9 protein-coding genes and 1 pseudogene are annotated in these 13307 nt (G+C 64.4%); 5 read left to right on the top strand and 5 right to left on the bottom strand.

The annotated features are described in order from the left end of the window. The 4 genes from ACGLHT_RS28245 to ACGLHT_RS28230 all read right to left on the bottom strand — a co-directional run. Nucleotides 1-5381: Ig-like domain-containing protein (locus tag ACGLHT_RS28245; protein WP_394520747.1), on the bottom strand; the 5381-nt coding region annotated here is incomplete at its 3' end. A 409-nt stretch (nucleotides 5382-5790) separates the two neighbouring features. Next, nucleotides 5791-6102 (bottom strand): hypothetical protein, encoded by a 312-nt coding sequence (locus ACGLHT_RS28240; RefSeq protein WP_085720065.1) that lies wholly within the window; start codon nucleotides 6100-6102, stop codon nucleotides 5791-5793. A gap of 130 nt (nucleotides 6103-6232) precedes the next feature. Further along, nucleotides 6233-6565, bottom strand: coding sequence for a hypothetical protein (locus ACGLHT_RS28235; protein ID WP_049866762.1), 333 nt, complete (start codon nucleotides 6563-6565; stop codon nucleotides 6233-6235). Nucleotides 6566-6874: 309 nt separating this feature from the next. Then, complete coding sequence (locus ACGLHT_RS28230) at nucleotides 6875-7030, bottom strand: hypothetical protein (protein WP_155951619.1); 156 nt, start codon at nucleotides 7028-7030, stop codon at nucleotides 6875-6877. Between the two features lie 492 nt (nucleotides 7031-7522). On the opposite strand from ACGLHT_RS28230, the gene ACGLHT_RS28225 reads away from it, so the two are divergent. From ACGLHT_RS28225 to ACGLHT_RS28205, 5 genes and pseudogenes are all read left to right on the top strand, one after another. Then, complete coding sequence (locus ACGLHT_RS28225) at nucleotides 7523-8197, top strand: SOS response-associated peptidase (RefSeq protein WP_137163837.1); 675 nt, start codon at nucleotides 7523-7525, stop codon at nucleotides 8195-8197. Nucleotides 8198-8207: 10 nt separating this feature from the next. Further along, nucleotides 8208-8375, top strand: a complete 168-nt coding sequence (locus ACGLHT_RS28220) for a hypothetical protein (protein ID WP_170978841.1) — start codon at nucleotides 8208-8210, stop codon at nucleotides 8373-8375. A gap of 3 nt (nucleotides 8376-8378) precedes the next feature. Beyond that, nucleotides 8379-8747: pseudogene (locus ACGLHT_RS28215) on the top strand (integrase). Between the two features lie 32 nt (nucleotides 8748-8779). Beyond that, nucleotides 8780-10366 (top strand): ABC-F family ATPase, encoded by a 1587-nt coding sequence (locus ACGLHT_RS28210; protein ID WP_025338972.1) that lies wholly within the window; start codon nucleotides 8780-8782, stop codon nucleotides 10364-10366. A 710-nt stretch (nucleotides 10367-11076) separates the two neighbouring features. Beyond that, nucleotides 11077-12270, top strand: a complete 1194-nt coding sequence (locus ACGLHT_RS28205) for an MFS transporter (RefSeq protein ID WP_137163806.1) — start codon at nucleotides 11077-11079, stop codon at nucleotides 12268-12270. On the opposite strand, the gene ACGLHT_RS28200 is transcribed toward ACGLHT_RS28205, so the two are convergent. Next, nucleotides 12232-13278 (bottom strand): dienelactone hydrolase, encoded by a 1047-nt coding sequence (locus ACGLHT_RS28200; protein WP_137163805.1) that lies wholly within the window; start codon nucleotides 13276-13278, stop codon nucleotides 12232-12234. The genes ACGLHT_RS28205 and ACGLHT_RS28200 overlap by 39 nt on opposite strands. Between the last annotated feature and the right edge of the window lie 29 nt (nucleotides 13279-13307).

The raw sequence follows: 13307 nt of genomic DNA, 5'->3' as shown, positions 1-13307 counted from the left end.
TGGGCCACGGCATTGATGACCGTGCCGTTGACCAGCGGCGTACCGGGCGTGAACGACCAGTTGCCGCTGCCGTCGGCAGTGGTCTGGCCGATCGGGTTGCCGCTGCCGTCGGTAAGGATCACCTTGGCCCCGGCCTCAGCGGTACCACTAATCACCACCCCGTTGCTCGGGTTGATGACCGGTGCGGCCGGCGCGACGGCGTCAACGGTGGCGCTGGTCGGCCCGCTGGTGTTGCCGGACGGGTCCTGAGCCACGGCGTTGATCACCGTGCCGTTGCCCAGCGCAGGCGAAGGCGTGAAGGCCCAGTTGCCACTGCCATCGGCGGTCGTCTGGCCGATCGGGTTGCCGCTGCCGTCGGTGAGGATCACCTTGGTCCCGGCTTCGGCGGTACCACTGATCACCACCCCGTTGCTCGGGTTGACGTTCGGTGCGGCCGGGGCGATGGCGTCAACGGTGACGCTGCTCGGCCCGCTGGTATTGCCGGCCGGGTCCTGGGCCACGGCGTTGATCACCGTGCCGTTGGCCAGCGGCGTGCCGGGCGTGAACGACCAGTTGCCGCTGCCGTCGGCGGTAGTCTGACCTATCGGGTTGCCGCCGCCGTCGGTGAGGATGACAGTGGCGCCGGCTTCGGCAGTACCACTGATTTCCGTGCCATTGCTCGGTTCGACCACCGGAGCGGCCGGCGCCACGCCGTCCACGGTAATGACCGCCGGCGCACTATCGGTCCCACCGGGGTTGCGCGCCACCGCGTTGACCACGGTGCCATCCGGCAACGGAATGCCGGGTGTGAACGACCAGTTACCGGTGCCGTCGGCGGTGACCTGGCCGATCGGGTTGCCGTTGCCATCGGTGAGGATAATGGTGTTACCAGCATCGGCAGTACCGCTGATCACCGAGCCGTTACTCGGGTCGACCTGCGGAATCGACGGCAGCGACGAGTCCACGGTGGTGCTACCTGGAGCACCCGTATTGCCGGCGGCATCGGTCGCCGTGGCGTTGACCACGGTACCATTGGGCAGTTGCGTGCCCGGGGTGAACGTCCAGTTGCCGCTGCCGTCGGCAGTGACTTCGCCAATCGCATTACCATTGCCATCGGTGAGAGTCACGGTGCTGTTCGGCTCGGCAGTACCGTTGATCACGGCGCCGTTGCTCGGATTGACCACTGGCGCGGCGGGTGCGATCGAATCCACCGTGGTGCTGCCCTGCGGGCCAGTGTTGCCGGCTGGGTCCTGGGCGACGGCGTTGACCACCGTGCCATTGGCCAGCGGCGTGGTCGGGGTGAAGCTCCAGTCGCCGTTGCCGTCGGCGGTGGTTTGGCCGATGGGGTTGCCGCTGCCATCGGTCAGGATGACGGTGCTGCCCGGCTCGGCGGTGCCGCTGATTTCGCTGCCGTTGCTTGGCTCGACGACTGGTGCAGCCGGGGCTACCGAGTCCACTGTGGTGGCGGCCTGCGGACCGGTGTTGCCGGTCGGGTCGGTTGCCGTGGCGATGATTACGGTACCGTTGGCCAGCGGCAAGCCGGGGGTGAAGCTCCAGTTGCCGCTGCCGTCGGCGGTGACCTGGGCGATCGGGTTGCCGCCGAGGTCGGTCAGGGTGACGGTGGCGCCCGCTTCAGCGGTACCGCTGATGGTCGCGCCGTTGGTTGGATTGATTACCGGTGCAGCCGGCGCGCTGGAATCGACGGTGACCGTCGCTGCCGGGCTGGTGTTGCCCGCCGGGTCGCTCGCCGTGGCATTGACCACGGTGCCATTGGGCAGCGGCGTGGCTGGGGTGAACGTCCAGTTGCCGCTGCCGTCAGCTGTGACTTCGCCAATGGGATTACCGCTGCCGTCGGTGAGGGTCACGGTGCTGTTCGGCTCGGCGGTGCCACTAAGACTGCTGCCGTTGCTGAGATTGATGGTAGGTACACCCGGGGCCACGCCGTCCACGGTGGTGCTGGCCGGCCCGCTGGTATTGCCGGCCGGGTCGGTCGCCGTGGCGTTGATCACGGTTCCGTCGGCCAGCGGCGTACCGGGGGTGAAGCTCCAGTCGCCGCTGCCGTCGGCAGTGGTCTGGCCGATCGGGTTGCCGCTGCCATCGGTCAGGGTGATGGTACTGCCTGGCTCGGCGGTGCCGCTGATTTCGCTGCCGTTGCTCAGTTCGACCACTGGTGCGGCCGGGGCTACCGAGTCCACCGTGGTGGCGGCCTGCGGACCGGTGTTGCCGGTCGGGTCGGTTGCCGTTGCGATGATTACGGTACCGTTGGCCAGCGGTGTGCCGGGGGTAAAGCTCCAGTTGCCGCTGCCGTCGGCGGTGACCTGGCCGATCGGGTTGCCGCTGCCATCGGTCAGGGTGACGGTGGCACCTGCTTCAGCGGTACCGCCGATGGTCGCGCCGTTACTCGGATTGATTACCGGTGCAGCCGGCGCGCTGGAATCGACGGTGACCGTCGCTGCCGGGCTGGTGTTGCCAGCCGGGTCGCTCGCCGTGGCATTGACCACGGTGCCATCGGGCAACGGCGTGGCTGGGGTGAACGCCCAGTTACCGCTGCCGTCGGCGGTGGCTTCGCCAATCGGATTACCACTGCCGTCGGTGAGGGTCACGGTGCTGTTCGGCTCGGCGGTGCCGCTGAGGCTGCTGCCGTTGCTGAGGTCGATGGTGGGCACGCCCGGGGCCACGCCATCCACGGTGGTGCTGCCCTGCCCGCTGGTATTGCCGGCCGGATCGGTCGCCGTGGCATTGACCACGGAGCCATCCGGCAACGGTGTGCCTGGGGTGAACGACCAGTTGCCGCTGCCGTCGGCAGTGGTCTGGCCGATCGGGTTGCCGCTGCCGTCGGTCAGGGTGATGGTGCTACCCGGCTCGGCGGTACCGCTGATTTCGCTGCCGTTGCTCGGCTGGACCACCGGCGCGGCCGGGGCCACCGAGTCCACTGTAGTGCTCGATGGAGCGCTGGTATTGCCGGTCGGGTCGGTCGCGGTGGCGTTCACCACGGTGCCGTTGGGTAACGGGCTGCCCGGTGTGAAACTCCAGTTGCCACTGCCGTCGGCGGTGACTTGGCCGATCGGGTTGCCGCTGCCATCTGTCAGGGTGACGGTGGCACCCGCTTCAGCGGTACCGCCGATGGTCGCGCCGTTGGTGGGATTGATCACCGGTGCAGCCGGCGCGCTGGAGTCGACGGTGACCGTCGCTGCCGGGCTGGTGTTGCCGGCCGGGTCGCTCGCCGTGGCACTGACCACCGTGCCATCGGGCAACGGCGTGGCTGGGGTGAACGTCCAGTTACCGCTGCCGTCAGCTGTGACTTCGCCAATCGGATTACCACTGCCGTCGGTGAGGGTCACGGTGCTGTTCGGCTCGGCGGTGCCGCTGAGGCTGCTGCCGTTGCTGAGGTCGATGGTGGGCACGCCCGGGGCCACGCCATCCACGGTGGTGCTGCCCTGCCCGCTGGTATTGCCGGCCGGGTCGGTCGCCGTGGCATTGACCACGGAGCCATCCGGCAACGGTGTGCCTGGGGTGAACGACCAGTTGCCGCTGCCGTCGGCAGTGGTCTGGCCGATCGGGTTGCCGCTGCCGTCGGTCAGGGTGATGGTGCTACCCGGCTCGGCGGTACCGCTGATTTCGCTGCCGTTGCTCGGCTGGACCACCGGCGCGGCCGGGGCCACCGAGTCCACTGTGGTGCTTGATGGAGCGCTGGTGTTGCCGGTCGGGTCGGTCGCGGTGGCGTTCACCACGGTGCCGTTGGGTAACGGGCTGCCCGGTGTGAAACTCCAGTTGCCACTGCCGTCGGCGGTGACTTGGCCGATCGGGTTGCCGCCGGCATCTGTCAGGGTAACTGTGCTGCCCGGTTCAGCGGTGCCACTGATCGTGGTGCCATTGCTGGGGTTGACCACTGGTGCAGCCGGGGCCTGCGCATCCACTGTCGTGCTCGTCGGAGCGCTGGTGTTGCCAGCTGCATCCTGGGCCACCACGTTGATCACGGTACCGTCGGGCAGCGGTGTCGCGGGGGTGTAGCTCCAGTTGCCACTGCCATCGGCCGTCACCTGGCCGATCGGATTACCGCTACCATCGGTGAGGGTCACGGTGCTGTTCGGCTCGGCGGTACCGCTGAGGCTGCTGCCGTCGCTCAGGTTGATGGTGGGAGCGCCCGGCGCCACGCTATCCACGGTGGTGCTGCCCTGCCCGCTGGTATTGCCAGCCGCGTCCTGGGCCACCGCGTTGACCACGGTACCATCGGGCAGCGGTGTCGCGGGGGTGTAGCTCCAGTTGCCGTTGCCATCGGCCGTCACCTGGCCGATCGGGTTACCGCTGCCATCGGTGAGGGTCACGGTGCTGTTCGGCTCGGCGGTACCACTGAGCTCGGTACCATTGCTCGGGTTGATCACGGGTGCCGCTGGCGCCACGCCATCGATGATGATACTGGCGGGCGGGCCGCTGTTACCGGCGGCATCCACTACCACTGCTTTGACCACCGTGCCATCGGGCAGTGGGCTATCGGGTGTGTACGACCAGTTGCCGTTGCCGTCGGCAGTAGTCTGGCCGATGGGGTTGCCGTTGCCGTCGGTGAGCACCACGGTGCTGCCCGGCTCGGCGGTACCGCTGAGGCTGGAGCCGTTGCTCGGGTTGATTTGCGGCGCATCGGGGAAGTCAGGGGCCTGCACGGTCGCGGGCGGGCTGCTATTGCCGGCCGGATCGGTCACCACCACGGTAACCGTTTCGCCGTTGGTCAGTGGCGGATTCAGTGGAATCTGGAATTTGCCGTCGGGGCCGACCACCACGCTGACGTCGGTTTTCCCGTCGCCGTTGCTGTCGATGCCCACGGTGGCGCCCGGCTCGACCGTGCCGCTGATGCTGCTGCCATCTGGGGCAATCTGCAGTCCGCTGGCAGGCGCCGGTGCCGTGGTGTCAGGCGGCACACTGCCGTCACCGCCGCCACCACCGCCGCCGCCATCGTTGCTGTTGGCGATCGCGACGCCGCTGCCAATGATCGCAGCCCCAGCCAGCAATGCAGCGCCGGGGCTGAGCCCGGCAATGGTGCCGTCGGCGCCAGTGAGCGACTCGAACCCGGCCGCAGTTTCCTGGGGTACATAACCTGCCAACAGCGGCCCATCGGCAGCGACCGGGGGCAGGTCGACGGCCAGCAGCTTGTCCCGGTCTACCAGGTACAACTGGCTTACCGGCTGCCCTTCGACATAGAAGTTGGCAATGCGCAGGCTCTCGCCAGACTTCAGTTGTACGATCAGGTCCGCCCCGCTTTTTGTGTAGCTCGTCACGCTTTCGGGAGCAATATCCAGAACAATGTTACTGCTCTGAGTAAGCGTCAGGATTCCGTTATCGGGGATTGCGATGGGGGCGGCAGAATTAACACTTTGAGCGAGGGGAGATACCTTGGCCTGAATCGACATACGTGACAGTCCTTTTGTCAACAGCACGACCGAGCGATCGCACGCGTATATCCAGAAATAGCGCGCCCCCCATAAAACGCCAGACGGGCTTTAAAATATTTAAGGAAGGTCTCTTGCGGGGAGGATCATCATCAAGGTTCGCAACAACCTACTTGATCTATTACTTTTGAGTTAGCCCTTTCCTCACTACAGGATGGCGTAACTGAAAGTTGGTCTTAACAGGAAAGTATTAGTTGAAAAGTAGCCGCCCCACACCTTGCCAAATGCAAACAAATCGTGTTTTCTTCAAGCTCTTGACGAACCTTTCAACTTGAGCCTGGGTAAGCCCGTCAGCAAGGCAAATTATCGAGCAACATGAGACATGTAGGCCGCTCGGTGCTGGTCTTCGAGCGGCTCGTTCAGCGTTTCCCTAGTTTAACTTGAGCTTTGCCACTTTGCTCAGTGCCCACCCACTGAACACGTAGAACGCATCCAGATAGAAGCGGCCTTCGTAGTTCGGTAGCGGTTCACGATTCAACAACAGCTCGGGCATGTCGGGCGTCGGGGGAAACAGCGCATAAAAGCCGTTGGGCAACACCGCCAACGCGATGAGCAGCAGGTAGGTCACGGCCCGCAGCATGGTGGCGCGGTTATCGGATTGCTCCGCCCATTTCAGGCCGAACCAGGCGACCAGGCCGGCAACCGGCAACACCCAGAAATGCGTCGGCATTCCAATGAACATTTCAGCGACAACGCTTCTTGCTTCCAACCTGGTGCTCTCCTTTCAAATGAGCGGATTATTGCCGCTGGGGTCGGCAAATGCAAAAAGCCCGCTCTCGAGGGCGGGCATTTTGTTCGCGAGGGTCAGTTGATCATGCTTTAGAACACATCAGCGCGGCGTCCAGCAGCCTGCCATGGTCGTACCAGGCATCGCGTTGATAGGCCGCAAACTGGCGCTGGTTACCCGTGCCCCGCACCTCGACCAGGCCACCCGCCTTGTCGGGGTCGGTACTATCGACGAACAGTCTGACCGAGTTATCGCCATCGACCTGGTAGGTTTTCACATTCCCTTGAAGTTCGCTTTTGACGCATCCCAGGTACGCCGGCGTACTTCTTTCCGTGGCCCCGGCCGCATACCCATGGCCCTCACGCACATCGGGGTCATGTGCGCAGCCTGCCATGAACAGTGTGGCGAAAGTGGACATCAGTATTGCACCTGCTACCGATCTTGAGCTCTTCACGCGACACGCTCCTGCCGCCCCATCGAGTAACTTGGGAAAGTGTTGCCAAGCCGCATGCTTTTTTTGGTTTTTGTTTGCCCATGTTACTGCTCAACGTCAGCCGGGCAATATGCTTGTTTGCTATATCGGTTTCAGGGCGGGCTTTCCCGCGAAGTTAACCTTCGTTCATGGATCAGCGGGCAAGTTCCAGACAGGCCAGCCTAGGCGAGTTTGCGTTGTCTTGCAGTGTAATCGCACAGGCCTGGCCGCAAGCGGAAGGGATTGCTGCCTGCATCAATAGCGGCGGTAGTCCTGACCACCATGGTATCCATCGTTGAAATGCCGGTGATGGCCGCCGCCGTGATGCCCACCGTGGTGCCAATATGGCCAGCAACCACCGAGCAGCAGCAACCCTGACAACACTACGACCCATGCAGTCTTGCGTTTCATGTGCGTAGCTCCGGCCAGGTGAAACCAGGCCTTGCTTACGTTGGACCGCACAAAGGAGGGATGTTCAGGCAGGGGCCGGCCGTTGGTCTTCTTGCCAGCGATTTCATGCGCAGGACATTCCGGTACCGTATGGCCATGAACCCGCCAGAGCGCGAGCAAAACCCGACCAAGACCGGATTGTCTTCCTGCTGGTGCCCCGATTCCGGGGGGCTGAACCCACAATCGGGGGTCAGGCGATGGCCTTCAGGAACACCAGTGTCGCCACCAGATCCAGGAGCAGTACGGCAACCACAACGAAGGCCATGTAATAGCGGTCATCCTGAGTCATTTTTGCGTTCCCCGAATGATCAATGCCTCAGGGTCAAAGCAATTGCTGTTCCAAAGCCGTGTCACATCCGATCAGGGTCGTTCCGTCCATGCTCGGCCCCCCTGCTGCCATGTGCCTGAGGAACCATGCCCTGGCCTATGCTCATGGTTTCGGAGGAAGCGAATATGTGCGGAAGGCTCAGCCAGTACCGTGGCATACATGACTTCGTTGAAACCCTGAGCCTGCCAGAGGCCTGGCGGAACAACGTCGGCGACCAGCCGCTTGGCCGGTACAACATCGCGCCGACCACGCCGGTGGCAGTACTGCGGATGGATGACGTAGGCCCACGGGCGGACCTGGTGAGGTGGGGATGGCGACCGCACTGGGCGAACGATCGCGCTGCGCCGATCAACGCGCGGGTCGAGAAGGTGGCGCATGGTCCATTCTTCCGGGCGATCTGGCCGCACCGGGCCATCACCCCTATCGACGGCTGGTACGAATGGGTTGATGAAGGTGGGCCGAAGAAGCAGCCGTACTACATCCGCCGCCAGGATGGGCGCCCTGCCCTTTGCGCCTCGATCGGCCAGTTCACCGGCACCGTGCACGACGGGTTCGTCATCATTACCGCGGACGCTCAGGGCGGAATGGTCGACGTTCACGACCGCCGGCCTGTCGTGTTGTCGCCAGAACTGGCGTACGAGTGGATCGCGGCAGCAATGCCCAGCGAGCGCGCAGAACAACTGGTGCTCAACCTGGGTGAGCCGGCCGAAGCCTTCGAGTGGTACCGGGTGGGTATCGCCGTGGGGAATGTGCGCAACCAAGGTGCCGAGCTGATGAGCCCGCTTCAGCGTATGATTTGAATGCGCAGCGATGCAGGATCGTAAGTGCGGCGCCTGCGATCATTGCGATGAGGACCGTATCCCTGCAATCAGCCATACCGAGCTGGCCAAGATCTCGCGCCTCTATGCGACGCGTAGAAGTATCTGCAGATCAGTGCTGCTCAACGAGCGCGCGCTGAATGCCATCCAGCAGGCCTAGAGGATGGCAACTCTCCAGCGCAGGGCATCCCAAGCCAGCGCACCCGATCCGCCCATTTCTGTTCCAGCCGAGCAAAGGTGGGCTGTGGATCAACGAACCAAGTGTTACAATCCGCCACTTCAAATCGGCGCCCAAGGCGCTGAACATCCGTGAACGCCGTCAGTACGACACCCGCCACACCTACGCCACCCTATGCCTGATGCCTGGGATGAACCCGCGTTCATCGCGAACCAGCTTGGTCACAGCGTCGAGATGTTGCTTTCTACCTACGCGAAATGGATCAGCTCCTCCTCGGACTGGAGGGAGCTGGAGAAGCTGCCGCCCCGAGTCGAATTGGCCCAAAATTGGCCCAAGACTGACGAGATGGCCTAAATACACCTCTGGAACCCCCGCAGGACAAGCACTTGATTTCTACCGCCAACATCACCATGCAGTTCGGCTCCAAGCCGCTGTTCGAAAACGTTTCCGTCAAATTCAACAACGGCAACCGCTACGGCCTGATCGGCGCCAACGGTTGCGGCAAGTCGACCTTCATGAAGATCCTCGGCGGTGACCTGGAGCCGTCCGGCGGCCAGGTCATGCTCGAGCCGAACACCCGCCTGGGCAAGCTGCGCCAGGACCAGTTCGCCTACGAGGAATTCACCGTGATCGACACGGTGATCATGGGCCACGGCCAACTGTGGAAGGTCAAGGCCGAACGCGATCGTATCTACTCGCTGCCGGAAATGACCGAGGAAGACGGCATGGCCGTCGCCGAGCTGGAAACCGAATTCGCCGAGATGGACGGCTACACCGCCGAATCCCGTGCCGGTGAACTGCTGCTGGGCCTGGGTATTCCGCTGGAACAGCACTTCGGCCCGATGAGCGAAGTGGCACCGGGCTGGAAGCTGCGTGTCCTGCTGGCCCAGGCGCTGTTCTCGGACCCGGACGTGCTGCTGCTCGACGAGCCGACCAACCACCTGGACATCAACACCATCCGCTGGCTGGAAACCATCCTCACCGCGCGTAACAGCACCATGGTGATCATTTCCCACGACCGGCACTTCCTCAACAGTGTCTGCACCCACATGGCCGACCTGGACTACGGCGAGCTACGCGTATTCCCGGGCAACTACGACGAGTACATGACCGCTGCCACCCAGGCCCGCGAGCAGCTGCTGTCGGACAACGCCAAGAAAAAAGCCCAGATCGCCGAACTGCAGACCTTCGTCAGCCGCTTCTCGGCCAACGCCTCGAAGGCCAAGCAGGCCACCTCGCGGGCCAAGCAGATCGACAAGATCCAGCTGGCCGAGGTCAAGCCGTCGAGCCGGGTGAGCCCGTTCATCCGCTTCGAACAGACCAAGAAGCTGCACCGCCAGGCCGTCACCGTCGAGAAAATGGCCAAGGCCTTCGACGACAAGGTGCTGTTCAAGGACCTGGGCTTCACCATCGAGGCTGGCGAGCGCGTGGCGATCATCGGCCCCAACGGTATCGGCAAGACCACCCTGCTGCGCACCCTGGTCGGTGAAATGACCCCGGACAAGGGTGAAGTGAAGTGGACCGACAGCGCGGAAGTGGGCTACTACGCCCAGGACCACGCCCACGACTTCGAAGACGACATGACCCTGTTCGACTGGATGGGCCAGTGGACCTCCGGCGAGCAGGTGATCCGCGGCACCCTCGGGCGCATGCTGTTCTCCAACGACGAGATTCTCAAGTCGGTGAAGGTGATTTCCGGTGGTGAGCAAGGCCGCATGCTGTTCGGCAAGCTGATCCTGCAGAAGCCGAACGTGCTGGTGATGGACGAGCCGACCAACCACCTGGACATGGAATCGATCGAGGCGCTGAACCTGGCGCTGGAAAACTACCCGGGCACCCTGCTGTTCGTCAGCCACGACCGTGAGTTCGTGTCGTCGCTGGCCACGCGCATCATCGAGCTGTCGGCTGATGGCGTGGTGGACTTCAGCGGTACCTACGACGATTACCTGCGTAGCCAGGGTGTAGTGGTCTGATTGATGGGCGGCCTGGCCATCTTGTATGGCTGGGCCGGCCTCTTCGCGGGCATGCCCGCTCCCACAGGGACTGCGTAGCATTTGAGGCCTATGCAAAATCCTGTGGGAGCGGGCGAGCCCGCGAATGACGATTACCTGCGTAGCCAGGGTGTGCTGGTCTGATTGATGGGGCGGCCTGGCCATCTTGTATGGCTGGGCCGGCCTCTTCGCGGGTAAACCCGCTCCCACAGGGACTGTGTAGCACTTGAGGCCTATGCAAATCCTGTGGGAGCGGGCGAGCCCGCGAATGACGATTATCTGCGTAGCCAGGGTGTAGTGGTCTGATTGAAGCGGCGGCCTGGCCATCTTGTATGGCTGGGCCGGCCTCTTCGCGGGTAAACCCGCTCCCACAGGGACTGTGTCGCACTTGAGGCCTATGCAAATCCTGTGGGAGCGGGCGAGCCCGTGAATGACGATTATCTGCGTAGCCAGGGTGTAGTGGCATCTTGCATGGCTGGGCCGGCCTCTTCGCGGGCATGCCCGCTCCCACAGGGACTGCGTAGCATTTGAGGCCTATGCAAATCCTGTGGGAGCGGGTTCACCCGCGAAGAATCCACCGCCGGTCCCTCAGGCTGGCACTGCCCGACGAATAATTCGTTAGCCTGCTTTCATTTCCTTCGCGCAACGGCCATGATGGGGCCACGCCCAACCGCCCGCCCGCGAACGTGCCCATGACCGCGCAACAACCCGCCCCCGCCAGCAACACGCTGCACATCACCCTGCAGATCCTGTCGATCGTTTTCTACACCTTCATTGCCTTCCTCTGCATCGGCCTGCCGATCGCCGTGCTGCCCAGCCATGTGCACGACCAGTTGGGGTTTGGCGCGGTGGTCGCCGGGCTGACCATTGGCCTGCAATACCTGGCCACGCTACTCAGCCGCCCGTTTGCCGGGCGCGTGGCCGATACCCTGGGGGGCAAGCAGGCCATTCGCTTCGGCTTGCTGGGGATTGCCGGCTGCGGGGTGTTGACCCTGCTATCGGCCTGGACCCTGACGCTACCGCTGCTGAGCCTGGCGCTGCTGCTCGGCGGGCGCCTGCTGCTGGGCATCGCCCAAGGGCTGATCGGCGTGGCCACGCTGAGCTGGGGCATCAGCCAGGTCGGGCCCGAGCACACCGCCAGGGTGATTTCCTGGAACGGTATCGCCTCCTATGGCGCCATCGCCATTGGTGCCCCCTTGGGCGTACTGGCCGTGGACGGGCTGGACTTCAGCGTGCTGGGGCCGGCATTGCTGGTGCTGGCGGTATCGGCCCTGCTGGTACTGCGCAAGCGGCCGGACGTGGTGGTGGTGCGTGGCGAGCGCCTGCCCTTCTGGTCGGCCTTCGGCCGGGTCGCACCCTGTGGCCTGGGCCTGACCCTGGCCTCTATCGGCTACGGCACGCTGACCACCTTCGTCACCCTGTATTACCTGGAGCGCGGCTGGGCGGGCGCGGCCTGGTGCCTGAGTGCCTTTGGCGTATGCTTCATCATTTCCCGGCTGCTGTTCGTCAATGCGGTCAACCGTTTTGGTGGCTACAACGTGGCGGTCGCGTGCATGGCCACCGAAGTGCTCGGCCTGAGCCTGCTGTGGCTGGCACCGTCGCCGCCGTGGGCACTGATCGGCGCCGGGCTTACCGGTTTCGGGCTGTCGCTGGTGTACCCGGCGCTGGGGGTGGAAGCGATCAAGCAGGTACCCAGCAGCAGCCGCGGCGCAGGGCTGGGTGCCTACGCGGTGTTCTTCGACATGGCCCTGGCCATCGCCGGACCTGTGATGGGCGCGGTGGCCGCTCACCTGGGTTATGCCTCGATCTTCTGTGTGGCCGCCCTGCTCGCCCTGGCGGGTGTCGGCCTAACGCTGTTGCTGGCGCGGCGCGCCGCTCGCGGCTGAACGCTCGGCAGGCTGCGGCGCGCCCAACGCCTGGCTGAAGAACACCGCGGCTTCACGTTGCAGGGAATGGTGGATGTGCCGGCGGTCCACGCCTGCGGCATCCTTGCACAGCGCCGGCATCCGCACGGACTGCTCGGCATCGCAATGGGCCATGAACACGAAGTGGCCGGCGCCGGCCAGCAGGCGATAGTCCGGTGTGACCGGCAACTTGCGGGCCAGGGCTTCGGCGTTGCGGTCCACCGCCACCAGCTGGTCGCTGTCGCCACTGTAGATCAGCGCCGGCACCTGCACCCCGGCCAAGGCATGGCGCCCGAACAGCAGGCTAAGCGGCGCCATCAGCATCACCGCCCCCACCCGCTGGTCGGCCTCTGGCACCAGCTCGCTGCGGTCGGCAATCAGCACACCGTGTGTCCTGCAGGCGTCGGCGTCGTTAGGGCGCTCCAGGCAATACTTGCGCAGGCGGTCCAGATCGGGGCGCGCGCCTGAGAGAATCAAGGCGGTTTCACCACCGGCCGAGTAGCCGATCACCCCAACCTTGCCACCGCTCAGGTAGGGCCCCAGCAAGGCATCTTCGCGGGCGGCCGTAATCGCGGCACTCACTTGCAGCGGCCGGCCATACAGGTTGCTCAGGGTGCCCAGGCGGCTGTAGTCGCGGGCGTTGTCGCCGGGGTGCACCACCGCCACCACGATAAAGCCCTGGCGCGCCAGCGACGTCGCCAGGTAGTGCAAGGCCAGCGGGCTGCCGGTATTGCCGTGGGACAGCACCAGCAACGGGAACTGGCCCAACGCTACCGGCGCTTCTTCACTCACGTCGATCGGGTAGCCGTCTATCCGGCTGCTGCGGGTATTGCCGATGGCCGGGTAGAACGCCAGCGCCTGCATGGGCCGCGCGTCGACCGGGTCGGCCAGGGTCATGTGGTGCAGGCCGGCAACCCAGGGCGCGGCCTCGGCGTGGGCCAACAGGCTGGCGAACAGGGCAAGCGCCAACACACAGCGTGGGAGAGTCATCGGCCGGCGGTTCCTTGCAGGGCGAAGAG

It is taken from the genome of Pseudomonas sp. PsB (assembly GCF_043658375.1).
Lineage (GTDB): Bacteria > Pseudomonadota > Gammaproteobacteria > Pseudomonadales > Pseudomonadaceae > Aquipseudomonas > Aquipseudomonas putida_Z.
This window is presented reverse-complemented; position numbering and strand designations above follow the sequence as displayed.